At 63.5% G+C, this 25,165-nt stretch carries 22 protein-coding genes and 1 tRNA gene; 11 read left to right on the top strand and 12 right to left on the bottom strand.

What is annotated here, in order from left to right:
• Nucleotides 1-47 precede the first annotated feature (47 nt).
• On the bottom strand, nt 48-839 hold the full coding sequence (locus E3O06_RS16415) for a PP2C family protein-serine/threonine phosphatase (RefSeq protein ID WP_241980322.1): 792 nt from the start codon (nt 837-839) through the stop codon (nt 48-50).
• Nucleotides 840-876: 37 nt separating this feature from the next.
• Nucleotides 877-1,902: a TerC/Alx family metal homeostasis membrane protein gene (locus E3O06_RS16410; protein WP_134504483.1), complete on the bottom strand. Its 1,026-nt coding sequence runs from the start codon at nt 1,900-1,902 to the stop codon at nt 877-879.
• 280 nt (nt 1,903-2,182) lie between these two features.
• On the opposite strand from E3O06_RS16410, the gene E3O06_RS16405 reads away from it, so the two are divergent.
• Nucleotides 2,183-3,304 (top strand): methyltransferase, encoded by a 1,122-nt coding sequence (locus E3O06_RS16405; RefSeq protein ID WP_134504481.1) that lies wholly within the window; start codon nt 2,183-2,185, stop codon nt 3,302-3,304.
• Nucleotides 3,305-3,381: 77 nt separating this feature from the next.
• Here the strand turns inward: E3O06_RS16405 and E3O06_RS16400 are convergent.
• Nucleotides 3,382-3,454 (bottom strand) — tRNA-Glu (locus E3O06_RS16400).
• A 165-nt stretch (nt 3,455-3,619) separates the two neighbouring features.
• Between E3O06_RS16400 and E3O06_RS16395 the strand changes: the two genes are divergently transcribed.
• The 4 genes from E3O06_RS16395 (at nt 3,620) to E3O06_RS16380 (ending at nt 7,160) form a co-directional block, all read left to right on the top strand.
• Nucleotides 3,620-4,273 carry an MBL fold metallo-hydrolase gene (locus E3O06_RS16395; protein ID WP_134504479.1) on the top strand — a complete coding sequence of 218 codons (654 nt, stop codon included), beginning with the start codon at nt 3,620-3,622 and terminating at the stop codon, nt 4,271-4,273.
• Between the two features lie 124 nt (nt 4,274-4,397).
• Nucleotides 4,398-5,150, top strand: a complete 753-nt coding sequence (locus E3O06_RS16390; protein WP_134504477.1) for an ABC transporter ATP-binding protein — start codon at nt 4,398-4,400, stop codon at nt 5,148-5,150.
• Nucleotides 5,147-6,439: an ABC transporter permease gene (locus E3O06_RS16385; protein WP_134504475.1), complete on the top strand. Its 1,293-nt coding sequence runs from the start codon at nt 5,147-5,149 to the stop codon at nt 6,437-6,439. Before E3O06_RS16390 ends, E3O06_RS16385 begins: the two co-directional genes overlap by 4 nt.
• Nucleotides 6,440-6,461: 22 nt before the next feature.
• Nucleotides 6,462-7,160, top strand: a complete 699-nt coding sequence (locus E3O06_RS16380; RefSeq protein WP_198415843.1) for a TetR family transcriptional regulator — start codon at nt 6,462-6,464, stop codon at nt 7,158-7,160.
• Nucleotides 7,161-7,249: 89 nt separating this feature from the next.
• Here E3O06_RS16380 and E3O06_RS16375 read toward each other — a convergent pair whose 3' ends face one another.
• From E3O06_RS16375 to E3O06_RS16350, 6 genes are all read right to left on the bottom strand, one after another.
• Nucleotides 7,250-7,702: a response regulator gene (locus E3O06_RS16375; RefSeq protein ID WP_134504473.1), complete on the bottom strand. Its 453-nt coding sequence runs from the start codon at nt 7,700-7,702 to the stop codon at nt 7,250-7,252.
• A gap of 6 nt (nt 7,703-7,708) precedes the next feature.
• On the bottom strand, nt 7,709-10,357 hold the full coding sequence (locus E3O06_RS16370) for a hybrid sensor histidine kinase/response regulator (protein WP_198415842.1): 2,649 nt from the start codon (nt 10,355-10,357) through the stop codon (nt 7,709-7,711).
• A gap of 391 nt (nt 10,358-10,748) precedes the next feature.
• Entirely contained in the window at nt 10,749-13,337 is a 2,589-nt protein-coding gene (locus tag E3O06_RS16365) for a hypothetical protein (RefSeq protein WP_134504469.1), read from the bottom strand.
• Nucleotides 13,338-13,459: 122 nt separating this feature from the next.
• Nucleotides 13,460-14,035 carry a dienelactone hydrolase family protein gene (locus E3O06_RS16360; RefSeq protein ID WP_134504467.1) on the bottom strand — a complete coding sequence of 192 codons (576 nt, stop codon included), beginning with the start codon at nt 14,033-14,035 and terminating at the stop codon, nt 13,460-13,462.
• Nucleotides 14,036-14,194: 159 nt separating this feature from the next.
• On the bottom strand, nt 14,195-15,079 hold the full coding sequence (locus E3O06_RS16355) for a hypothetical protein (RefSeq protein WP_198415841.1): 885 nt from the start codon (nt 15,077-15,079) through the stop codon (nt 14,195-14,197).
• Entirely contained in the window at nt 15,079-15,732 is a 654-nt protein-coding gene (locus E3O06_RS16350; RefSeq protein ID WP_134504465.1) for a hypothetical protein, read from the bottom strand. Before E3O06_RS16350 ends, E3O06_RS16355 begins: the two co-directional genes overlap by 1 nt.
• A 361-nt stretch (nt 15,733-16,093) precedes the next feature.
• On the opposite strand from E3O06_RS16350, the gene E3O06_RS16345 reads away from it, so the two are divergent.
• The 4 genes from E3O06_RS16345 (at nt 16,094) to E3O06_RS16330 (ending at nt 19,125) form a co-directional block, all read left to right on the top strand.
• On the top strand, nt 16,094-16,936 hold the full coding sequence (locus E3O06_RS16345; protein WP_134504463.1) for a PhzF family phenazine biosynthesis protein: 843 nt from the start codon (nt 16,094-16,096) through the stop codon (nt 16,934-16,936).
• Nucleotides 16,933-17,553 carry a helix-turn-helix domain-containing protein gene (locus E3O06_RS16340; protein WP_134504461.1) on the top strand — a complete coding sequence of 207 codons (621 nt, stop codon included), beginning with the start codon at nt 16,933-16,935 and terminating at the stop codon, nt 17,551-17,553. The genes E3O06_RS16345 and E3O06_RS16340 overlap by 4 nt, the downstream gene beginning before the upstream one ends.
• 95 nt (nt 17,554-17,648) lie before the next feature.
• A complete protein-coding gene (locus E3O06_RS16335; RefSeq protein ID WP_198415840.1) occupies nt 17,649-18,485 on the top strand; it encodes an EamA family transporter in 837 nt (278 codons plus the stop codon).
• 13 nt (nt 18,486-18,498) lie between these two features.
• Entirely contained in the window at nt 18,499-19,125 is a 627-nt protein-coding gene (locus E3O06_RS16330; RefSeq protein WP_134504457.1) for an FMN-binding negative transcriptional regulator, read from the top strand.
• A 135-nt stretch (nt 19,126-19,260) separates the two neighbouring features.
• Here the strand turns inward: E3O06_RS16330 and E3O06_RS16325 are convergent, their stop codons facing one another.
• The 3 genes from E3O06_RS16325 to E3O06_RS16315 form a co-directional block, all read right to left on the bottom strand.
• The gene (locus tag E3O06_RS16325; RefSeq protein ID WP_174843252.1) at nt 19,261-20,391 is read right to left on the bottom strand and encodes an NADH:flavin oxidoreductase/NADH oxidase; all 1,131 of its coding nucleotides are present in this window, start codon (nt 20,389-20,391) and stop codon (nt 19,261-19,263) included.
• 729 nt (nt 20,392-21,120) lie between these two features.
• The gene (locus tag E3O06_RS16320) at nt 21,121-22,002 is read right to left on the bottom strand and encodes a nucleotidyl transferase AbiEii/AbiGii toxin family protein (protein WP_194087786.1); all 882 of its coding nucleotides are present in this window, start codon (nt 22,000-22,002) and stop codon (nt 21,121-21,123) included.
• Complete coding sequence (locus tag E3O06_RS16315; protein ID WP_134504453.1) at nt 21,999-22,586, bottom strand: type IV toxin-antitoxin system AbiEi family antitoxin domain-containing protein; 588 nt, start codon at nt 22,584-22,586, stop codon at nt 21,999-22,001. Before E3O06_RS16315 ends, E3O06_RS16320 begins: the two co-directional genes overlap by 4 nt.
• A 430-nt stretch (nt 22,587-23,016) precedes the next feature.
• Between E3O06_RS16315 and istA the strand changes: the two genes are divergently transcribed.
• Together istA and E3O06_RS16305 are read left to right on the top strand one after the other, a co-directional pair.
• Complete coding sequence (istA, locus tag E3O06_RS16310; RefSeq protein WP_134504451.1) at nt 23,017-24,588, top strand: IS21 family transposase; 1,572 nt, start codon at nt 23,017-23,019, stop codon at nt 24,586-24,588.
• On the top strand, nt 24,585-25,165 hold a 581-nt coding region (locus E3O06_RS16305; RefSeq protein ID WP_134504449.1), incomplete at its 3' end, for an ATP-binding protein. The genes istA and E3O06_RS16305, both read left to right, overlap by 4 nt.

Raw genomic sequence — 25,165 nt, 5'->3', positions numbered from 1 at the left:
TAACACCTCGCCCCGCACCCTGGCTCGCACACGGTCCGGCGAACACTTCAGTCGAACGCCGCCTCCACATAGATGACGCTCACGTTGTCACGCCCGCCGTGTTCGATGGCTTCATCGACGAGAACGTCGGCGATACTGCGTTCGTCACCGTCCAAACGGATGTCCATGGCCAGCACGCGCGCGATAGCCGCGTCGTCGAGTTCCTTGGTCAGCCCGTCGGAGCAGATCAGAAACGACTGCTCATTCAGGGCGGGCAGCAGCCAGACGTCGGCATCGACGAACTCGTCGGCGCCGATGGCCCGGGTGATGACGTTGCGCTCGGGGTGCTTCTCGGCGTCTTCGACCGAGATCAGCCCGGCGTCCACCATCTCCTGCACGGCGGAATGGTCGACCGACAGCTGGGTCAGAACGCCGTCGGTCCAGGTGTAGACGCGAGAATCACCGACGTTGAAGGCCATCCAGTGGTAGCTGACATCATCACCCGCGTCGACGAAGGCGATGCCGGCGAGGGTCGTGCCCGACACGGCCGTGCCGTAGTCATCGGCTGCGCTGAGATCCCGCACGGCATCGTTCGAGGAATGGATGGCGTCGAGGATGCGTTCCGGCGTCGACGGCAGGTCGCGCGCGATGTGTTCGTCGAAAACACGCAGCACGGTTTGGCTGGCGACCTCACCCTGGGCGTGGCCGCCCATACCGTCGGCAACCAGGAAGACCGGGGACTGCGCGAGGATGCTGTCTTCGTTGACCTTGCGCACGCTGCCGACATCGCTGCGGGCACTGAAGACGAGGCGGGCCGTCGCGGTGGAAAGTTCCATCGTGCTCTGCTGGACCAGAGTCATGAGAAGCCCCCATACGCCGGCGCCCGGCCTCGATCAATCATTCCTTAGCGTCAACCGAGATCTGCTCGGCCAGCGTGTGCCCGTGCTTCGTGGCATCATGACGGGCTTTGATCAGGCTCGCCACGGTGGCCACGGCCATGCTACCGATGATCACGCCGAGCGAGGTCCAGGTGCCGATCTCGGGCGCCCACAGAATGTGCTCGCCACCGTTGATGAACGGCAATTCGTTTTCGTGCATCGCGTGCAGCACGAGCTTCACGCCGATGAAGCCGAGAATGACCGCAATGCCGTACTTGAGGTATTCGAGGCGTTCCAGCAGGCCACCGAGCAGAAAGTACAGCTGGCGCAGGCCCATAAGGGCGAAGATATTGGCGGTGAACACGATGAACGGGCTTTGGGTGATGCCGAAGATCGCGGGGATCGAGTCGAGCGCGAAGATGAGGTCGGTGGTGCCGATCGCGATGAACACGATGAGCATCGGGGTGAAGACCCTCCTGCCGTCGATCTGCGTGCGCACCTTGGAGCCGTCGAATTCCGACGAGATACGAATACGGCGGCGCAGCAGACGAATGACCGCGTTTTCCTTGTCTTCGGTTTCCTCCTCCGACGACAATGCCTGTTTGACGGCGGTGTAGAACAGGAACGCGCCGAAGATGTAGAAGATCCAGCTGTAGCTTTCGATCAGCTGGGCGCCGAGCAGAATGAAGATCCCGCGCAGCAGAAGGGCGATGATGATGCCCACCATCAGCACTTCCTGCTGATATTTCCGCGGTACCGAGAACCGGGCCATGATGATCACGAAGACGAACAGGTTGTCGATCGAGAGGCTGTATTCGGTGAGCCAGCCGGCCAGGAATTGGCCGGCGTGTTCGGCGTCGCCGAGCACGAGCATCAGCAGGGCAAAGATCAAGGCCAGGCCGACATAGAAGGCCACCCAGAGGCCGGCTTCGCGCATGCTCGGAACGTGCGGGCGCTTGTAGACGATGAGCAGGTCGGCGACCAGAACCAGGGTCAGGACGACGAGTGATCCAACTTCGAACCAGAGGGGGAGAGCGAGTTCCACGGGGGCCTTTCAAATGATGACGGGAGTCGGGTGTTACAGAACCCGAAAGTCTCTCCCGCACCAAAAGGACCCAATCGGAACCAATCGATACCACCGCGACCGGGGCCCCGCCAGTGCGGCCCGTATTGACGATCGCGATATAGAACCCGATCGGGCCCAGAGGGATACTCCCCTTCGCTTGCAGAATTCTAACAGTGTGACGGACCCGCGCGTGCGCGTGCCCCGACGCCAAGCCCGACCGCAGCCTATAGTTGGAGGCTATGACTACGCTCCGGTTTCGATGACGGCCGCCGAATACATCGACTGGTCGAACGAGGGTCAGCCAGCCACCGCACCCTGGCGATCCGCGAACGGAGCGGCGGCCCCCAGGCGGGTCGTGCCGGTTGACGACACCATCACAGCGGATGCCGCCTACCGGCTAGCCTCGCAGGGCGTCGCGATGCTCTGGAACGGCGACTTTCAGAACGCCCGCCAGATTCTGACGGCGCTGGAGCACCGCACGAGGCCGCGCCCCGATCGGACCGAGCGCACGACCGCCGAGCTGTTCTACCGCTATCGGCAGAACCGCTCACACCGCGCGCGCATCCTCGGTCTGCTGCTCATTCCCCTCGAGGTCGGCAATATCATCGGGCTGCGCCGCGCACCCGACGTGGTCGCTGCCACGGTCGCTGCCTATGGGAGCATCACCGAGGCATCCGTCGTCTCGCTGCACGAGGTGCTCGGCACGATCGGCGCCCACCAGTGGCGCATCAAGGGCATCCCCGTGGCCGCGTTGAACGCCAGCGTCTATCCGCACTACGGCACGTTTTTTCCGGTGCGCAGCGAATACGTCGACCTCGTGGCGGGCGCTCCCCTGGCCGCGCCGAAGGTTGCCTTCGACATCGGCACCGGCACGGGGGTACTCGCGGCGGTGCTGGCGACCCGGGGCGTGCCGCGGGTGGTCGCGACGGATATCGAGCCGCGCGCGGTCGCATCCGCTCGAGAAACTGTGTCGCGCCTGAAACTCGGCGACCGGGTGGAGGTGCACCTGACCGACCTGTTTCCCGACGGGCGCGCCGACCTGATCGTGTGCAACCCGCCGTGGATCCCGGCGACAGCGCACTCCCTGCTCGACGCGGCCGTCTACGACCCCGGCTCCCGCATGCTCAAGGGGTTCCTGGCCGGCGTGCTGGGCCACCTGCAACCCACTGGTGAGGTCTGGCTCGTGCTCTCCGATTTTGCCGAACTGGTCGGGCTGCGCTCCCGCGACGACCTGCTGAACGTGATCGAGGCGGCCGGTCTGCGCGTGATCGGTGCGCTCGAGGCGCCTGCCGTGCACTCCCGTGCGACCGACACGAGCGACCCTCTGCACGCCGTGCGCCAGAACGAAGTCACCTCACTCTGGCGTCTGGGCGCTCGCTAACACCAGCACTACCCGCGTCGTCGACCGGTTAAACAAGAAGGCCCGGCGCCTTCCAAGGGAAGGCAACCGGGCAATTGTGACCCCAGCGGGATTCGAACCCGCGTTACCGCCGTGAGAGGGCGATGTCCTAGGCCGCTAAACGATGGGGCCGTTTTTGCAACTTACCGAGTATGCCACACGGAGGAGCGCACTTCCAAACTGAGCGTACGCGGCGCGTCGCTGCGGGTGGGCGCCGCCCCGCCAGCGCGTGCAGAAACCTCCGTGAAGAGAGCGGATGCTGTTGCGCCACGACTCGAATCGGGGTTAGCTCAGGGCATGAAACTGACCAAGCTGGAGCATGCCGCACTGATCCTGGAGCTCTCGGGCAAGAAGCTCTACATCGACCCGGGGTCGTTCACCACCGCGCTCACCGGCACCGCGGGCGCCGTTGCCGTGGTCATCACGCACGAGCACGCCGACCACTGGACCCCCGAACAGCTGGGTCGCATCGTCGAAATGAACTCGGACCTGCGCATCTTCGCGCCGGCCGGTGTCGCTCGGGCCATCGCTGCCTCCGACCTTGACGGCGTCGAGGTCACAACGGTGCAGGCCGGCGACACGTTCGACGTCGACCCGTTCACCCTGCGCTTCTTCGGGGCGACCCACGCCGTCATCCACGAATCGATCCCGGTCATCGACAACGTCGGGGTGCTCGTCAACGACGAGCTGTACTACGCCGGCGACGCCTTCACCATCCCCGAGGGGGTGGAGGTGGGAACTCTCGCCGTGCCGGCCGCAGCGCCCTGGATGAAAATCAGTGAGGCGATGGATTTCGTTCTGGCCGTGAAACCCAAGCGCAGCTTTCCGACCCACGAGATGCTGCTCTCCCGGGCGGGAAAAGAGCTGTCCAACGCACGATTCCAGAGCGTCACCGAGCACGGCGGTGGGGAGTTCTTCGCGCTCGAGCCGGGTGACAGTCTCGACCTGTAGACCGACCGGCGGAATAAGATCCGCTCGGAAACGACCCGCCCTCAGGCAATTTGCAGCAACTGCAACTTAGAGTGCAGTTACTGCAAATGTGACCCGTGCGGGTCGCCAGAACCGAGGGAAACCGATGGACTCCGAGTGGGTAATTGATGCGCAAGGCCTGGAGAAATCCTACGGGTCGGGTGCGAGCCGTTTCGACGCCCTGAAGGGCGTGTCCGTTCAGATCGCGCCCGGCGAGACCGTGGCGATCGTCGGTAAGAGCGGGTCGGGAAAGTCGACCCTCATGCACCTGCTCGCCCTGCTCGATGAGCCAGATAGGGGAACGCTGCAGGTCGCCGGCAACGACGCCAAGTCGCTGTCGAAGCGCGCGGTGAACGAATTGCGCAACAAGGAGTTCGGCTTCGTCTTTCAGCAGTTCTTCCTCACCCCCAACGTGAGCGTGCTCGACAACGTCATTCTGCCGCTGAAGATCGCCGGCACGGGCGGCAAGGAGCGGCGCCGCCGCGGTATGGAAGTTCTCGAACAGCTCGAGCTGGCCGACAAGGCCGGCAACAAGGCCACGACCCTGTCCGGCGGGCAGAAGCAGCGTGTCGTGATCGGACGCGCCCTGGTCAATGCGCCGCGAGTGATCTTCGCCGACGAACCCACCGGTAACCTCGACACCGCCACCGGAGCCGTGGTCGAAGACATCCTGTTCGACCTCAATCGCAGCCAGGGCATCACGCTCGTCATCGTCACCCACGACGAAGAGCTCGCCGCCCGCTGCGATCGCCAGATCTACATCCGCGACGGGCTCGTCGTGTCCCGGACCGCGTCGACCCACACCGGCGCGCACGCACTGAGCACTGCAGACGCACTGACCGCCGGAGGCGCAGCATGAGAACCAAAGACCTCGTCACCACCGCGATCTCCAACACCTTTCGCAGCAAGCTCCGCACGACCCTGACCGTTCTGGCCATCTTCGTCGGCGCGTTCACCCTCACCCTGACCAACGCGGTCGGCGCCGGCGTCAGCCAGTACGTCGACGCCCAGGTGGGCGCCCTCGGCTCCCCCGACGTGTTCATCATCACGCAGGCGAGCGATGCCACCGCCGCCGGCGACGGCCCGGTCGAGTACGACGCGAGCTCGTCGGCATCGGTCTCCAGCAACCAGGGACCTCCCGGCACCACGACCAAGGCCCTGACGGATACCGACCTCGCCACGATCGGCGACACCGCCGGCATCGAGTCGGTCGATCCGATCCGATCGGTGCAGCCCGACTACATCGAGTACGACTCGGGTATCCCCTACGAGTTCAGCATCAACGCCACCTCAGCCGTCACCACGGCCGACCTCACGGCGGGCGCGCAGCTCGACGGCGGCGCCAGTGAAGCCCAGCTCGTGCTGCCGGACACCTTCGTGACCCCGCTCGGGTTCGCCTCCGCGGACGACGCGGTGGGGGCATCCGTTTCGATCGGCATCACCGACATTCTCGGCGAGACGCACGTGGTCGACGCCACCGTCGTCGGCGTCTCGCTCGAGAGCCTGCTCGCTGCGGGCGCCGGGGCTAACGACGCGCTGATCGCCGAACTGGCCGACGCGCAGTCCGGCGGCATAGACACGGCCGTCACGAGCTACGGTGTGGCCGTGGCTCACTTCGACACCGCGCTGTCAGCGGATGCCGTGACCGCGCTTAAGGCGGACCTCGCCACCGCCGGCTATACCGCGAGCACCATCGAAGATCAGCTCGGCGCCGTGCAGACGGTGATCAACGGCATTGTCGGCGTGCTGAACGCCTTCGCCGTGATTGCCCTGATCGCCGCCGCATTCGGCATCATCAACACCCTGCTGATGAGCGTGCAGGAACGCACCCGCGAGATCGGCCTGATGAAGGCGATGGGCATGAGCGGCGGCAAGGTGTACACCCTGTTCAGCCTCGAAGCCATCGTCATCGGGTTTCTCGGCAGCGCCATCGGTGCCGGTGTGGCCATCGCGCTCGGCTCCGCACTGAGTGCTGTGTTGTCCCAGGGTCTGCTCGCCGGGCTGCCGGGATTGAACATCCTCGTGTTCGAGCCGGCGTCGGTGGCCTTCGTCATCGGCCTGGTGATGCTGATCGCGTTCCTCTCCGGCACGCTGCCGGCCCAGCGGGCGGCCAAGCAGAACCCCATCGAGTCGCTGCGGTACGAGTAGCGCGATAGACCAGGACGAGGCAATGACCGACACCCCCACATCAACGACCATGCGCGCGCAGTCTCGTGAGAACAAGCATCACGCGACGAGCCTGCGCGTGGAGCGAAGTGCAGTCAGCCTCGTTCTGGAGCACGGGTTCGACAACGTCACCGTCGATATGATCTGCGGCCAGAGCGGCATCTCCCAGCGCACTTTCTTCAACTACTTCAAGACCAAGAAGGCCGCCATCATCGGCGCCGAGCCGCCCACGATCGATGAGGGTCGTGCGCGCGCGTTCATCGCCGCCCCCGGTGACGATCTGCTACCCGATGCGCTCACCCTGATGAGCGCGATCGGCCCCCGCGAGGGCATGGACGAGCAGCTGTTCACCGACCGCCTGCGCATTTTCGGGTTGCACCCCGAGCTCATGCAGGAGCAGATGGAGCGGATGACCAGGGTCACCTCCGAGATAACCGAACTGGTCTACCTGCGCCTCGGCCGCGGCGCCGTCACCGAGGTCGAGAACGATGCTGACCGGGCTTTTCGGCACGGGCAGGCTGAACTGCTCACGCACGCGATGCTGGGCGTGCTGCGCTTCATGGCCCTGCAGTGGATTCCCGATTTCGAGCGCCCGGTCGGCGCCGATGGCGCGGCTGACCGGGCGGCGACACCGACACTGGCCGAATCACTGAGCCGTACGGTCGAATTGTTGCGCCGAACGCTGAGCATTCCCGGGCTATAGGAGATGACCGTACTCCGTCTCGGAACCCGCCGGTAACCATTTCTGCAGGGCTGAGCGCAATTTTGCCACGTGCCAGCTTCGGCGCTTGCCTATTCCGAACCGCGCTCTCGCTGCTCGAGCGACTCCAGAAGACTGCGGGTGAGCATGCCGACCGCATCCGACGCAACTTCATTGGCGGCCCGGGGCATGAGCCAGTTGATGGCGTCCTGAACCTCCTGATACTGCAACGGCTTGGTGATGTAGGCATCGCAACCGGCCTGGCGGGCTCGCTCCTCATCACGAGTCATGGCCATCGCGGTCAGTGCGATCACCGGGATCTTTGCTGTCACCGGGTCAGACTTCAACTCAGCGGTGGCGGCGAAGCCATCCATTCCCGGTAGCTGGACGTCCATCAGAATCAAGTCCGGAATCTCGATCCGAGCCAGCAACAATCCACTCTCGGCATCGACGGCCTCAAGCGTCGAATGCCCGGCCCGTCGCACCAGCAGGGTGGCAAGCTTCATGTTGATCGGGTTGTCTTCGATGATCAGAATTCTGGCCACGACTCATCACCCGTCCAGATCCAGCCCGGAATTCAGCGCGCGCTTCACCTCAGCGATGAACGCCGTTCGGTTGAAGTTCTTCGTGCCGAGCACGCGTACCGGCTGGGTGGGATCGCTGTCCACGGCCGCCAGCTCCTGCTTGGTGAGCTGCTTGCCGGTGACCACGAGCACGGGAATGTGTTCGGTCGTCGGGTCGCTCTGCAGTGCCAAAACCACTTGATATCCGCTGAACCCCTCCATCATGAGGTTGAGCAACACGAGGTCCGGGTGCAGTCGCTGCGCCATCTCGATGGCATCATTCTTGGTGAACGCCCGTTCCACGGCATATTCCGGGCGGGTCAGGAAGCGCGCGATCACATCGACGGTCTCGGGATCGTCGTCGGCTACCAGCACCCGTCGGGTGCGCAGAGCATCGGGGCTGAGCCCGAGCACATTGAGCGACTGCTGCAGCGCTGCCCGACTGATCGGCTTCTCCAGCACCGCCGCTGCGCCGTGGGTCAGCGCCAGGCTCACATCGGCATCCCCCGCGATGATCACGATCGGAACCGCCGCGAGATCCGAGAACTCGTGCAACCGAATCAAGAATCCCCACCCGTCCATGCCCGGCAAGCGGATGTCCAGGGTGATCAGACTGAGATGCTGGTGCGGGGCCAGGGCGAGGCCTTCTTCGCCGCTGGGAGCGACGATCACGCGAAACCCCTCGGCCTCGAGCAGCAGCCGCAGCACTTCGGCACTCTTGGCATCGTCTTCGATGACGAGCGCCACGTATTTCTCCGAACGCGCCACGTACTCCTGCTGCGACTGGGACTTCACGACTGCGGCGAGCGATTCGGCGACCGACTGGCCGGTCGACGTCGAATACACTTCAACGTCGGGCGTAGTCGTCGCCGTTTTCGGCTCAGCGGCCGGCGAGTATGCCGTGGCGGACGGGTGAAACGGATGCGGCTTCGGCCGGTTGGCAGTGGATGCCTGCGTCTCGATCGCGGCGGCCAGATCAGGATCCGTCTCCGACTTGTCAGAGCCCGGTGCCGACCAGGCCGGTGCGGTCTGGTCGGTACTGCCGAGTGGCAGCCAGACGGCAAAGCTCGCGCCCTCGCCCGCTGCGCTGGCGACCGCCACCGTGCCGCCCTGAATACCCACCATCTCTCTAACGGTGGCCAGACCGAGTCCGGTGCCCTCGAACCGTCGAGCCAGGGTACTGTCGATCTGGCTGAAGGCGAGGAAGAGTTTCGACATGTTGTCGGATGAAATCCCCATTCCGGTATCGTCGACCCGAATTTCGAGAAAGTTTGCGACGGTGCTGGCTGGCAGTGGAAAATCGTGCACGGGCCACATGCCGGCGATTTTTCCGACAGCGCTCCGCGGCACGCGTTGGGCGCTCAGGGTGACCTGCCCCTGGTCGGGCGTGAACTTGACCGCGTTCGACAGCAGGTTGTAGACGATCTGTTTGGTTTTTCGCCGGTCGAGAAGGGGTACGCCGAGGTCGTCGGCCCCCTCGAAGCGAAGCTGGATCGCGTGAGCGGCTGCGCCATCGCGCACGATGGATAGGCTTTGCTCCAGCAACGACCGCACATCGACCGGTTCCAGCTCGATGTCCATCATTCCCGCCTCAACCTTGGACAGGTCGAGAATGTCGTTGATGAGGGCAAGGAGGTGGTGTCCGCTGGTAAAGATATCGCCGATGTATTCGCGCTGGGAGTCACTCATGTCGCCCATGAGCCCGTCCTTGAGCGCCTCAGAGAACCCGATGATCGCGTTCAGGGGCGTGCGCAATTCGTGGGACATCGTCGCCAGAAACTCCGTCTTCATGCGGCTGGCGTGTTCCAGCTCGATGTTGCTTTCTTTGAGCGCCCGCTCGAATCGCTTGCGTTCGGTCACGTCCCGCGCCGAAGCGAACACGCCCTGCACGACCCGGTCGCGATCGTAAAATGTTGCAGCGTTGTAGGAGACATCGGTTTCATCACCGTTGAGCGCCCGCACCGTGAGCTCGTAGTCGCTGACCCTGCTCTCGGTGAGGGCTCGCCGAATCGCCGTGTCGGCCCGTGCTGGATCGGTGAAGAAGTTGCGGCAGGGCGCGCCGATGAGTTCGTCTCGAGTGCGACCGGTGAGTTCGATCATCTGCTGGTTGACGTCGGAGATGATTCCCATGGTGTCGGTGGTCATGAGCGCATCGATATTCGACTCGATCAGCGACCGAGTGTAGAACTGCTGGTCGCGCAACCGCTGGTCCAGAACCGATTGGGCAACCTCCACCTGCTTACGCGAGGTGTTGTCGGTACCGATCAGCAGGTAACCGATAATGGCCGCGTCCTCGTCACGCAGGGCGGTGACCGAGACGATGGCCGGAAACCGGCTGCCATCCTTGCGAATCTTGGTGAGTTCGTAGATATCCTCGATGCCGCGACTGGCCTTGAAGACGAGGGCTTCAAAGCCCGGCTTGATCGTGGTACCGAACTCCAGACTCAGCTGGGCCGCCCGCAGAATGATCTCCTCCGGATCGTGGATCTCGGCCGGAGTGATCTTGTTCACCACCTCCTCCGCCGTGTAGCCAAGCATCCGCTGCGCGCCCACATTGAAGATTTGAATGACACCCTGCGCGTCGGTGGCAATGCTCGAGAAATTCGCGCTGTTGAAGATCGCGTCCTGCAAGCTCACCGTCTGCTGCAGTAGATTCTCCGCCCGAATCGCCTCTTGCGCGACCTCGCTGTCTGCACCGGGAGGGCTCGACTCGACAGTCACACTTCCCTCAGCTGTGGCGGGCGGCCGCGCATGATTTCGTCGGCTGTGGGTCATGGTCATCACGCCTTTCGTGATCTATCGAACAAAGAACGCGTCACGATAAGGCAGAAGAGGCACGCGGTCGGCTACTTCGCCTCGCTGGATTGCCGCGAGTCGACCGGGGGAATTTCCCTCACTTAAATCTATATCACGAAAAGGGGCGAATCACCCCTCTTTGGGGGTAGCCAAGATCGAGCGCCGCACGCCACAAAAAATGGTTCGGGTTCGGCCGGGGCCGAACCCGAACCTCGGGTCGTGTCTTGTGCTGCTAGCGCACCGAGGTCACCACGACCTCGCCGTCGACGACGTTGACGTCAGCGCTGATCGTGAAATAGTTTTCCGCACTCTCGTGGCGGGTCTCGCTGGAAAAGCCATAATTGACGTCGTACTCCATGTTCACGACACCGTAGGTGTCGGTGGAAACCGACAGACCACCGGGCTCGTAGGCCAGATCGACGGTGAGTTCGGGCGCCGTGACCAGGGTGTAGGTCACGTTGGAGTAATAGGAAGAGCTGTACCCCATGTACGGGCACTCGTCAGACTCGGTATCGCCCGCGGCGAGGCAGGTCGTAATGAGCGTGTTGACGGCTTCCAGAGCCGCGGCTTCATACACGGCCGTTGCGCTGGCCGTAAACGTATCGTCGCTCGATTCGAACTCTCCGAACCCACCGAGCAGGCCGCTCACGACATAGGTCACCGACGATTCTTCGAAATAGTCGGTGGCTGGAATGGTCACTTCGTAGGTACCGGGGAAGGCCGACAGGCTCAGTCCGTCGTCAGTAGTTGTACCGACCGAGGTACCGTTTGCCTCAAGTTCGACATCGCCCAGTCCGGACGGTGTGTAGACGTCGATCTGACCGGGCTCGGCATTTAAAATGGACCAGTTGTCGGCAATCAGCCAGTTGGTGCTCGTGCGAGTGAGCTTCAGCACGGCAGAATCGGCGACTCCGCCCTGCTTGAAGTGCACCTCGATCTGGGCGACATCTCCCACGATGGTGACATCCGAAATGGCGGCGTCTTCGATACGATCGGTTGCCAGACCAAAGATGTCGTTCGACAGCAGGCCGTCGCCGGCATCCGCTGACGACCCGAGCAGTTTCAGAGCCGTCGTGGCGTTGCCCTTTTCCAACGCATCCAGGTAGGCGGTCGCGACATTCTGCGGGCCGAATACCGAGGTGCGCACGATTCCGCCGGCCACACTGCCCGCGATGATGAGCAGGGCAGCCGCACCGACGATAATGGCGCCGATCTTGACTCGCTTGGCGGTGGCCGGAGACAAGGTGCTGGTCGCGAACGGTAGCGGTGCCGCACCGGACTGGGCCGCGGGGGGATAGTCGCTGGTGGAATAGGCGCTGGTGGGAGCGATGCCGGATGGCATCCCGGCCGCAGCAGGAGCCGGGTCGGCTGCAACGGTTCCAGCCGGCACCAGCGGTGCCGTCGGCAGCACGGGCAGTAGGCGTTCCTGCCCCGATAGCTTGACGAGAGCGCCAATCGCTCCTGGCGTTGCAGTGGCCAAGATGGTCGGTGCGACGAAGCGGGTGAGAGCCTCGATAGCGGCACCCCAGATTGCGAAAATCAGAAAGGTCCACGCAGCGGGCCCGAACGTTCCCGACGCCGAGGCGTTCCCGGGTGCGGTCATCGACGCCGTGACGAGGGCGCTGCCGAGAAGCTGCAGAATCAAGCCGAAGGTCATGTACGTGGCGATGGTCGCCAGCCACGACAACGGCGCCGGGCGCACTCGGTTGCGACGAACGGCGAGCAGAAGCGAGGCAGCGACCGCCAGAACCACGGCGAGCAGCACGATGAGCCAGACGTAGCCGGTGATTCCATCGCTGAATACGGAGACGTTTTGCTGAGTCTGCTCGTCGGACGCACCGCCCAGGCTGGCCAACACGCGGTCCAAATCACTCAGATCGGCGGAGAAGGCGCCCAACATGCCGATGACGACGACGTTGATAGCGATGGTGAGCAGAAACACGGGAAGCACTCCGACATATTCGTCGGCCTCGGATAACGGGGTCAGAATAGCCAGCAGCACGGCCATCACGGTGATGAAGGCGCCGAGGTGCAGGGAGGCGATGCGCACGGTGCCCCACGGCAGCCAGGTTGCGCGGGCGACAAGACGCGCCCAGCCGTCGGTGGCCTGCAGTCGGGCGAGGTAGGAGACGGCGAATCCGGCTACGAGAGCGCCGAGGAAAGAAGCGACGGATGCCGCGGAGGTGGAGCTGACAGGGATGTCCAGCTGCAGGTCGGGGAACTGTACCGGCAGCACGGCGGCCAGCACGGTTACACCGACGGCGAGCGTCAGCCCGGACACGGCCGACAGGATGAGGGCCGAGGAACCCTGCCAGACGCCGCGCCCCACGAAACGACTGGACAGGTAGGTGCCGGTCAGTAGTACGGCGAGCACGAGAATCGGCAGCACGCCGACGCTGGCGCTGCCGGTGAAGGAGACGAAGAAGTCGACTTCTGCCGACGCGCCAAGCTGGCCGAAGGTCGCCAGCGCGACGAGCTGCACGGGGCCGGAGACGAGCCAGCCAGCCGAGAACATCTCCCAGCCGGTGAGAAGCCCGGTCAGGGCAACCGTCAAGAGCGCGACAACGAACGCTGCTCCGTAACCGATTCCAGCGGATGCGACGGCTCCCCGCCACGCGCGTGCCGGGATGGTGGAAAAGGCGTTCGGAGCGGTCGACCCCTGTGCCGGCGGCCCTGCCAGGGGCGGCGCGACCGGCGCGGCGTAGGGGTTGGACTGAGCGGGCGCGGCCTCGGCTGGCGCGGGCGGAGTCGGTGCGGGCGGCATCGCACCGGGCTGGAACGGATTCGGTGGCGTGGTCGGCGGCGTGTTTTCAAGCGACATAAATGTCGTACTCTCCCCAAATGTTTGTGTGCGCAGGCATGGCTGATCGTTACCTGTGCGTTCCATGAGCATTGCATGGCGGCAATAAGCCTATTACACACAAAAGACTGGGCTATCCGCCCTTAGCGCATTGCAAGAAACGCCAGCGTGCGCTGCCGCAGCAGCGCGGCCGCATCGGCGTCGTACGACGGCAGCGAGCTGTCGGCAAAATAGTGTTGGTCGCCGGGATAGAGAAAGAGCTCAGCGCCGTCCGTCGCGGCGACGAGCGCGCGGGCCGCGTCGATGTCACCCTCGCCGGCGAAGATCGGGTCGGCGTCCATGCCGTGCACCTGCACAGGAACACCTTCCGGCCAGGCAGAGCCGAATTCGGAGACTGGCATACACGAATAGAACAACAGGGCGCCCCGTGCTCCCGCACGGGTCTGCGCGAGCATCTGTGCGGGGAGCACCCCCAGGGAGAAGCCCGCGTAGACCAGTGGGACGGGGAGTCCCTCAACCGCTTGTACGCCGCGGTCCAGGACTTCGCCGAATCCGATCTGCTCGGCATAGGCCACGCCCTCCTCCAGGGTCGCGAAGGTTCGCCCCTCAAAGAGGTCGGGCGTGTGCACGATATGCCCAGCGCTGCGCAGCTCGTCGGCGAATTGCACGATACCCGGCGTGAGTCCCAGGGCGTGATGGAACAAAACGACTACGGCCATGATGTGAACTCCATTTGCTCGCATCGGAGGATCAGTCCCGACACGGTAATAACTTCATCGGCTCAGCTCAACGGTGCTTCCCAACGAAAATCGCGATTGAGCGTCACGAGTTCCCTCGCCCTTGGTAAAGGGCCAGGGTCGAACTATCACCGGGTTCGTTCAGGGCTCGAGATTGCGAAACTGGAATTGCAGACGAACCGAGCCGTCGAGCGGCAGCACGAGGGTTGTGTTGTGGCTGTCCCAAGCGTTGGGGATGAGAAACATGCGGTCACCACCGACGATGAGCAGTCGCAGCCCCCAATAGCGGAACTGAAACGTCTCGTCGGCTGACGCGGGCAGCGCGGTTTCGTTCACCCGCGCCTCGTTCGGGAGGAAGAGCCGCTCCTCTGTATCGACGATGACGCTGGGAAGGTTGTCAGGAGTCCGTGCCTGTTGCTGGGCGAGGCCCAGGCCCGACCACTGCGCAACGGTGGCCGTCGCCCAGAAGACGCAGGCGGCGACCGCAGCCCAGAGCAGCACTACGACGCCCGTCGGCGGGCGGTGACTCGCACCGGCTTTACGGGCCAGGAACCGCACGGTACCCAGGCAGTACGCGGCGATCGCGCCGCCCAATGCCACGACGAGCGGGGTGACGAGCGGGTAGTAGCCCCATCCAGCCAGGAGCGGATAGGCGAAGAGCAAGATGAGCCCCGCTCCCAGGATGACCAGGCCGACGACGACGCCGCGCCTCACTGCAGCCGTAAAGCCGGACCGGCTTGAGCGGCGTCGAATCTGAGCATGCCAGGCGATCAGCGCGGCGCCCGCAAGCGCGAACACGAGGAGCGGAACCAGGAGCGGCTGTGGGCTGCGCATCACGTAGTCCTGCGTGCTCAGGCCGATGACGTCGACATCAATGCCGAAGTAGTCGTACTGGGCCCGCGACGAGACGTAGCCGAAATAGAAGAGCAGAGCGCCGAGGAGCGTCGCCGGAGCGATGATATTGCCGAGCACGTTCAGCCCGCGTTCAAACTGTGCACCGCCCGCCTTCTCCCCCGATTCGGACATCAGGCGGGTCCGCTCGTAGTCACTCCCAAACCCTCATCCGCGGGAGGCGCATCGGAGGGGGCATCCGCTGGTGGCGTGTCGAGGGGGATGCTGAGGTTGTTCTCGGTGACCAACGCAGACAGGAATTTCGCGCACTTAAAGCTCTCACCGTCGCTGCAGGTGACCTCACCGGAGATGCTCACGTCAAGTGGCGCATCGGGCGAACTCGGCTGATTGCCCGTCGGAGCGATCGCCAGATCGCAGGTCTGGTTGGCTACGTCGAAGACGAACCCGATGCACGGCGGATTCTCCCCGCTGCACCCCGAATCGGCGAGCGCGTACACATCGTCTGTGAAGGTCGCGCCACTGATCCAGATCTGCACATTGTCCGGTATGTTAGCGTCGTCCTGTTCGACGATCCAGTTCACCGTCACGCAGTTGTCGGCCAGGGTGTTTTCGTCGAAACTCACATTGCCGCCGATCGGGAGCTGGGCGAGCTCGACCGAAATTTCGCCTCCACCGGTGTCGGGAGGCGGAGCAAGCGACGACGTGCTCGGCGCTGACGAGCTGGGCGCGTTCGGGGTGACCTCGGGCTGCTGGGGCTGTGCGACGGCACAACCCGCCAAGGCCGCCCCCACGAGAGCGATCTCGGCGAGAACGACGCGTGCATCCATGACAACCTCCCGTTGGAGGGCGACGACGAAGCGAAGCGGATGTCGGTCGCGTTCGCTCCGGAACGCCACTGATGCCTTGAGTATCCCGCGACATTGGACTGCAGGCAATCCTCAGCCACCTTCGATCCTCAGCGCTGCCAGGTTTGGACCCGCTCAAGCGTCAGCGGGTGACTCCGCAACGCTGGTGCCTCACCTGACGTCCCATGCGCCGACATGGTGGCCCGGTGCGAGTCTGGCGTCACTCCTCGAGCGTGCGCGACGAGACCGGCAATAGGTTGGAAACCTGCTGCCTCCTGAACGAATAATTGATTGACGCGAGTGCAGGATAGTTCACCATGCGTGCATTTGATAGCATTCAAAGATGAGCCGAAAATTCAGCCAGGTCGACGTGTTCGGCGATGGTCTTTGCAGTGGTAACCCGGTCGCTGTCGTACTCGATGCGGAGGGCCTCGACGATGAGGTCTTACGAGCCTTCTCCGTGTGGTCCAATCTCTCTGAGTGCACCTTCGTTCTGCCTGCCACAGTGGCGGAGGCAGACTATCGAGTCCGAATCTTTAGCCTGAGTACCGAACTACCTTTCGCGGGCCATCCGACCCTGGGCACGGCAAAAGCGTGGTTAGAGGCGGGTGGCGTGTCGGCGATTCCGGGCGTTGTGGTTCAGGAATGCGGGGCAGGGCTGGTGTCCGTCCGCGTCGACGAGGACCGTCTTGCGTTCGCGGCGCCGCCACTGCTGCGCTCGGGTCCGGTTGATCCCGAGATGGTAACCGCGTTGGTCGACATTCTCGATATCGGGTCAGAGCAGGTGGTTGATGTTGCGTGGCTGGACAACGGCCCGGGTTGGGTCGGCCTGCTGCTCGACAGTGCCCGGACCGTTCTGGAACTTCGTCCAGATGCCTCAGCGTATGCAGGCCGATGGGATATCGGCGTGATCGGTGCCCACGACCCGGGTTCTGAGACGGCGTTCGAACTGCGTGCGTTCTTCACCGACGGGGACGGGCCGCTGCGTGAAGATCCCGTCACGGGAAGCCTGAACGCCGCAGCCGCCGAATGGCTCATCGCCACCGGTCGGGCCCACGCCCCATACCGTGCCTCCCAGGGCACCGCCATGGGGCGTCGCGGACGCATCCACCTCTCCAGCGAGGACGGCCAGCTGTGGGTTGGCGGTCGGGCCGAAGTTGTCCTGACCGGGACTGCTGCACTGTGAGAGCGGCAAGGGCACCCAGACAAGCGGATGCCGTGACGCTCGCCTCGACAATCGGCGCGCGCATCCGTCGTGAGCGGCTGGCGCGAGAGTGGACGCTTGATCACCTCGCCGACGCGGCGAGCATCAGCCGCCGTCAGGTGATCAACCTCGAGCAGGGCGAAGCGAACCCGAGCATCGGGACTCTGTTGAGCCTGAGCGATGCTCTCGGAATCACCCTGTCGGCACTCATCGAGCCCCCCTCGTCCCGGCTGGTGAAAATCACTCGCGCCGGCGAGGGCGCCCAACTGTGGACCGGCGACAATGGAGGCCGCGGAGTACTGCTCGTGAGCACCCAGGCGCCCGACGTCGTCGAACTGTGGGACTGGACACTGAACCCGGGCGAGCGCCACGCAAGCAAACCGCACCATCAAGGCGCCCGAGAACTGCTCCGTGTTCACGTCGGCGTCGTGACGCTCGACGTGGGCGACGACCGTCACGAGCTCGCCGCCGGTGACACGATCATGTTCCCCGGTGAAGTGGCTCACGCCTACGGTAACGAGGGCGCCGAGCCGGCGCACTTCTCGTTGGCCGTCTACGACCCGACCGGCCCTCGCACCTCGGCCGCGGCGCGCGCGTGAACGGTCCCGATCATCGCCGCGGTCTCGGCGCGGGCATGAGTGCGCTAACACCACGGGCCCTGCCTGTTCCACCGTGGCTGCTGGCGGTGACGGCGATGTTTTCCGTCCAGCTCGGCTCGGCGTTGTCGGTCGGACTGATCGACAACGTTGGGCCCGCGGGGACGGCCTGGCTCCGACTCAGCCTGGGCGCAATCATATTCCTGATCCTCGCCCGCCCACCGCTGCGGTCCATCCGGCTGCCGGATATGCCCGTGCTTCTGGGCTTGGGGATCGTTACCGGAACGATGACAGTCTCTTTTCTCGTCGCGATCGAGCGAATACCGCTTGGTACCGCGGTCGCAATCGAGTTCCTCGGCCCGCTCACCGTCGCCGCAGTCCGCAGCCGCACCGTGAGGGCCGCCGCCTGGCCCGCCCTGGCACTTCTCGGGGTCGTGCTCCTCACCGAGCCGTGGCATGGCGCCGTGGATATTGTCGGAATTGGTTTCGCCTCGCTGGGAAGCGTCTGCTGGGGCGGTTACATTCTGCTCACTCAGCGCGCCGGTGATCGCTTTACCGGCATCCAGTCGCTGTCGATCACTATCCCCATCGCCGCCGTGACCGCTGCCGTCGTGGGAATCCCGCAAGCCGTCGGTCACCTCAGCCTCGGCATCATCGCCGCGGCCGCGGGACTTGCCCTGCTGCTGCCCGTTTTGCCGTTCGCACTGGAGATGCTCGCGCTGCGCCGCATGTCGGCATCCGCTTTCGGCACCCTGATGGCGATCGAGCCGGCTCTTGGCCTGTTAATCGGTCTGCTCGTTCTCGGCCAAATGCCCTCAATAGTGCAAATCATCGGCATCTTGCTCGTCGTCCTCGCGGGCGCCGCCGCCCAACGCGGCGGAGACCGTGACGACCCCATTCATCATGACCCGGTCACCGAGACCGGGCTGGCCTGAGAAGGAGAACGCTGTGTATATTCCGCGCCATAATCTCATCAAGAACGAGGCTGACATCCGAACCATGGTCGCCAGCGTGCGCACCGGGTGGTTCGTCACCGTCGACACGAATGGGATCCCGCAGGCGACGTTCCTGCCGATCGTCTGGCGCCACGACACTGTCGTCATGCACATGGCGCGTGCCAATCGGCAGTGGAGGGCGTTGGCGCCCGACAGCCCCGCGCTGATCATTGTGACCGGCCCCGACGCCTACATCTCCCCAAGCTGGTACGAGCAGAAGCGCATCGACGGGCGGGTCGTGCCGACGTGGGACTACACGGCCGTGCATCTCACCGGAACCGCCACAGCCCATGAAGACCCCGAATGGCTGCGCACGGCGGTCACCGACCTCACCGACGTGCACGAGTCTGGACGAAGTCACCCCTGGGCGGTCCCCGACGCGCCACCAGACCACATCGACTTCGAGCTCAGCGGCATCGTCGGCATCGAGGTCGCCGTCACCCGTGTCGAGGGCAAGGCGAAACTCAACCAGAACTATTCCGAGGCCGACCGGCGAGGCGCGATCGACGGTCTGTCCCACGAGCCCTTCCCCGACGCCTCAGCAGTCGCCGAGCAAATCGCACGTACGTTACAAGACTGAAGGTCAGCGTCGGAGACACGTTCTGGCCGCAGTCCGGTTGATCAGCGAGTCGATGGCGTCAAAGTCAGGGTGATTCCGAGACATCACCCCGAAGCGAGGTCCGCTCCGAAATCAGGTCACTCGCACACTCCAGCCTTAAAAGGCTACCTCTCCTGCGGCGAGGCCAACGGCAGGTGTGCGCCGGCGCGCTCGAAGATACTGCTCTGGCCAATAGTCAATCTCAATGCCGAGTTCACCCGCAGCTCGCAGGGTGAAATGTGGGTCCCGCATATGCTCCCGACCGAGGAGAACGGCATCCGCTTCCCCGGACGTAATAATTCCATTGGCGACCTCAGCGTCAAAGATCAACCCGACCGCCGCGGTCGAAACCTGAGCCGTACGTTTCACCTGTTCGCTGAAGGTGACCTGGTAGCTCGGAACTGCCGGAATCGCGACGCCGGTAACGTTGCCCCCGGTGGAGACGCCGGTAACGTTGCCCCCGGTGGAGATGTCGAACAAATCCACACCCCGGTCAGCGCACCAACGCGCGACGGTAGAGGCCTCGTGCGGAGTCCAGCCCCCTTCGACCCAGTCCGTCGCGGAAAAGCGCACGAACACGGCCAATTCTTCACCGGCCTCCGCCCGAACGACATCGACTATTCGCAACAGGAGTCGGGCACGGTTCTCCAACGATCCGCCGTATTCGTCGGTGCGACGATTGCTCAAGGGGGACAAGAATTCGTGTATCAGGTAGCCGTGAGCGGCATGAATCTCGAGCACTCGGAAGCCGGCCTGCACGGCCCGTTGGGTGGCCGTCGTGAAGTCGACAATGATGCGGTCGATGTCGCCGCGCGTCATCTCACGCGGGGTGGATGACTCGCCATCGAACGGAATGCTCGACGGCGCGATTGGCACCCAACCGCCTTCGGAAACAGGCATCGGTCCAGCGGCTCCGGCATAATTCCAATCAGGGCGAACCGATGATTTGCGCCCGGCATGCGCCAGCTGAATTCCTGCCACCGATCCCTGGTCGTGGATGAACTCGACAATGGGGGCCCACGCGTCTCGCTGTTCGTCATTCCAGATCCCGCTGTCATGAACGGTAATTCTCCCATCGGCGGAAACGGCGGTCGCCTCGACGATGATGAGACCGGCGCCACCGACCGCCATGGATCCCAGGTGCACCAAGTGCCAGTTCGTGGGCATTCCGTCACGGTTGAACGATGAATATTGGCACATTGGCGGCACCCACACCCGATTTCGGATCTCTACCGAACGGATGCTCATGGGGCTGAACAGATTAGCTGCGGTCACGTCTACACCACTCCCCAACTGCGGCCAAGCCTTGTCTGCCACCGATGCACATCGGCTCGAAGGAATCCATCAATGCTCTCTCCAAAGGGTAACCACAGGCCTGCATCCTGCGAGTGACCGCAGGATCGCCGCCTCGTTGCGGAATTCCGACTATCTCCACGATGTAGGACGACGTCCCAGCGGATAGCTTGAAGGTCCAATTATCGATACATCGGGAGTGCGCGTCATCGATGTGTGCAAATTCTGTACAGAGAGCGATCTGGCGCTACGGCACCAACGTGCGTGGGCAACAAGAATGCCCGAGGGTCGTGCGCAACCCCGACCGTGAACAGCCCGTCTGTGCCGCACTGGTTCCTTATGGGACCGGGCAGCAGAACGGGGTTCTTGGGCAGTTTCAGGTCACAGGCCCTGTTTGGGCCCACGGGACAGAGTGGGCGATAAGTGATTTCGCCGCGGAATCCTGCGCCTGCTAGTGCTGGGGTACCTGGACTCGAACCAAGAACAAATGACGCGAGCCGGGCTGCCTGTTTTGGTGGCACCATCCCCCAAGTTCCGCGTGATTTTGCGGAAGTTGGGGGATTTAGCTTACCTTTTACCCCGAGTTGTAACGGATTGATTCGGATAATTTGGAGGTTTTACGGCACCCAAAGTGGCACCCGCTCAGCGGCTCCATTTGTCCGTTCCGCGATGTCTTCCTGTCGCTCACGTCCAGGTGCCCGTGATCGGCTCCCAGTTTCTTTCCGGTTCGATTCCTTGGATGAGTGGGTCGATGAAATGAGCTACCTCGGCAACGACTTCAGCAAAGTACGCCGGCAGATCGTCGGCGTTGGCTTGGTCGCCGTGCCATCGCCCCCATTTCGATTGACCCACCACAGGCATGCCCGCGAGCGCTGCCGCGACCGGTGACAGTTCAATTTTGCGGTGGTCGGCCACAGCGTCCATCGCCGCACGCACCTCGCCCGAGGTGAAAATGTGGTGCCTGCTGATGGCGATGACGTCCGCGAAGTCGCGCCACCGGGTGTTCGCCTCTCCGCGTTGCATCATCGTGACTGTCTTCTCTGCGATCACCATTGCCAGGGGGTAGCCGAGAACCTTGACGGGGTTGACGCCTTCGGCTTCAAGGATTCGCGGCACCTCGACCTGCTGTGGTGCAGGCCAGATGGGATCGCCGAAGCTGACGTCGAGCCCGACGACGGAGTGATATCGACCGATGCTGCCCTCCAGCCGCACCCGGATTCCTTGATACTCATCTCCCTCTCGGATTGTTTCGGCACGAATGGAATCGGCGTCAAAGATGATCCCGTCGTCCAAGTCGATGGCCGCAATCTCGTGGATGCTGACGTCGACCACGTCATTGCTGACGCCGGTCGCTTCGAGGTCAATGTCCTTCGTGGGTCGCCGGAGTGCGAATGCCGCGAGCAGGACGCCACCTTTGAGAACAAAATCCCCGGCATAGGGCGAAGCAGCGATTCGAGTGAGCATGCCTTCCAACAGGTAGAGGCGCGCGAGTTCATCAACGTTTCGACCCTGCGCGCGTGCCAGCTTCTGGATCTTCAGGAAGGTCGGGGAAACGCCGGCGATCACAGCAGAATCTCCAACGCCGAGCGAATTGCCGGGAGTGCCTTCGGGAAGCTCTTCGCCATGCTGATCAACTCCGATGGCTGAGATCCTGGCCGCCGCAACCAGCGCTTGAGGGCTTCGTTCGCGTGCTCAGGGCCAGTCATGTGTCCTGTTCTGAAGACGTCGATGATTGTTCGTTCCGCACTGTAGAGACCGATGCGGATGCCATCGATAAGTTCGATAGTTTCGCGGCCGATCTCGAAGGTCGCCGCATCGAATGAATGCCAGCGAATACGGGAGGTGGGCGTCTTTAGACTGCGGGAGCCTCGTGGGAGCGCAATGTCGATGCGAGATGGGATCGCGTCGGTGAGGTCGTGCCGGTCGAGCGCGCTCGCCAGGGCAATCGTTGCCTGCGGCTTGCGAATCACGATTGACGCCAAGGCCGCCGTGTCATCGTCGATGAGATCGGTGCGGGCGTAGGCACCGGGGGCGATGCGCATGATCGCGCCCGCATCAAGGAGCGCGTCGACGGAACGCCAGCCAATACCTGCTCGGGCAAGATCCCTGCGGCGATAGATCGACCCATCTAATTCCGATGGCAGTTTCATGCCGTCCCTCCGTGGTGACAAATTGTTTACATGTACCTTGTATCTGTAATCATTTTTACACCAAGATCGCTTTAGCGCAACCGAGACATACGGCACCCGGCATCGCAGGATTGGCCCACTCATGCACCCCCATCGCGCACCGCGAGTTCCTGTCAAGCGCGCACGGTCGGGGGCAGGCAGGCGGCTGGTGCGTCCCGCGCGGTCGAGAGCTTGCCGGATCAGATAGCTCGGCACCTGCATGACCCGATCGCAGTGCTACTGCGAGCGATTGAGTATTAGCCCTGCTGGGGGCCATCGATATTGACCTCGGGGGCCACGGAGTGATGCGGTCAGTAGCGCGTTTCGGGGCCGCCGAATATTTCTGTTGGGGGCCATCTGTTTAGCTCCTTCTGTCGCGTGTAGAGGCACGCGGCAGAAGGAGTAATCAATCATGGTACGAAGGATTCAAGCCAAGCGGGTGCTCGAACTCCGCGCTGAGGGCATGACGGGGCGCGCGATCGCCGTGGCGCAGGGCATGTCGCGCAAGAGTGTGCTGGCAGTGTTCGACGCCGCCGACAAGGTCGGCCTCGACCGTGACGGTCACCTGAATCGCAGCGAGGCGGAGGTGTATTCGTTGCTGTTCCCGGGGCGGGGCGAGCACGAGAGTGTGTTCGTGCAGCCGGGTTGGGACGCGGTGCATAAGGAGCTCGCCAAGGTCGGGGTGACGCTGAAACTGCTCCATAGCGAGTACGTCGACGGGTGCGCGGTGAAAGAGCAGCCGGCGATGGGTTACGACCGTTTCTGCAAGGCGTATGCGGCGCATACGCTGATTACGGGTGCGGCGTCTCGGGTGGGTCATAAGGCCGGGCGGACGGTTGAGGTCGACTGGTCAGGTCCGACGATGCAGCTCACCGACCCGATCTCGGGAGAGACGTCGCGGGTGTATTTGTTCGTCGCGTGCCTGCCGTTTTCCCGGTATGCGTTCGTCGAGCCGGCGCTCGATATGCGGCAAGACACCTGGCTGCTTGCCAACGTCGCGATGTTCGAGTGGTTCGGTGGAACGGTTCCCCGGATCGTGCCCGACAATCTGAAGACCGGGGTGATCAAGCACCCTCGCGAGGGTGAGATCGTGTTGAACGACGCCTACCGCCAGATGGCCGCGCACTACTCGGCCGCCGTGCTGCCGGGCAGACCTCGGGCGCCAAAAGACAAGGCATCCGTGGAAAATACGGTCTCCCATGTTGCGACGTGGGTGATCGCCGGGTTACGTCACCAAAGCTTCGGAACGCTCCCCGATCTGCGGGGCGCGATCCGGGGACGCATGGATGCCTATAACCGGGAACCGTTTCAGAAACGCGCCGGCTCCCGCCTCAGTGTGTTTGAGACCGAGGAGAAAGCGTTGTTGCGGCCGTTACCGTCGGCTCCGTATGAGATCAGCCGGTGGATTATGGGGCGTCGGGTGCAAAAGAACGGGCATGTGGTCTGGGAGAAGAACTTCTACTCCGTCCCCTTTGCGCAGATCGGCCAGGGCGTCGACCTGCGCATCACCAGCCAGGTGCTGGAGATTTACCGGAATCATGAGCGTCTCACCAGCCACCTCTTGTTCGGTGAGCATGTTGTGAACGAATACCGCACGAACGATGCCGACCAGCCTCAGGGTGAGAAGTATCGGGAATGGGACACCGTCAGAATTCGGGCCTGGGCTGACCGGGTCGGCCCACACATGGTGACCGTCGTCAACAGGATCTTCGACTCTGTCCCCGTGGAGGAACAAGGCTTTGACGCGGCCCTCGCCGTGCTGCGGCTGAGCCGCCGATACTCCAGTGACAGGGTGGAAAAAGCGTGTCAGATCGCCCTGAACGGTCGCGTCCGCTCGCCCCGATATGCGCACCTGCAGCCGATCCTGGAGACCGGGCAAGACAAGAAGAGCACCCGCAGGATGCCGCAGTTCGAACCCACGGAACCCGAAACTGGCGGTTATGTTCGCGGCGCCGACTACTACGCCGGGGGCGGTGCACGATGAGCCGGATCGATATCGAGACCAAACGCAAACTCCGCGAGATGGGTGTCACCACATTGTTGGACGCCTTCGATGCTCAGGACGATACCTTGACGCTGGGTTTGGCGTTTGAGGAGAAGATCAAGCTGGCCGTCGATGACGCCCATTCCGTCTTCACCCAAACGAAGGTCGAGGGGCTGATCCGTCGGGCGAACCTGCGCTATCCCAACGCTGATCTGCGCCGTCTGGACCTCGTCGAGGAGCGCGGCCTTGACCGGTCAATGATCGCCGGACTTGGAACGTGCTCGTTCATCGACCGGCAGCAGAACGTCGTGTTTCAGGGCTTCACCGGGTCGGGGAAATCGTATCTGGGGTGCGCCTTGGCGAAAGCAGCCTGCCTGCACCGAGTGCGAGCGCATTACATTCGGATGCCAGAGCTTGAAGAGGCCTGGCAGCTGGCCCGCGATAAACCCGCCGGCACCACGAAGTTCTTGAACAAGTACGCCGCGTTCACCCTGTTGGTGATCGATGAATGGCTTTTGGACGAGCCCGACGAGAGCACCAGAAGCATGCTGCTGGAACTCCTCGAGCGGCGCTACGA

The organism is Cryobacterium glaciale, assembly GCF_004402535.1.
GTDB classification, from domain to species: domain Bacteria; phylum Actinomycetota; class Actinomycetes; order Actinomycetales; family Microbacteriaceae; genus Cryobacterium; species Cryobacterium glaciale.
Note: the sequence above shows the minus strand (reverse complement) of the source record. Positions and strands in the feature narration are given on the sequence as shown.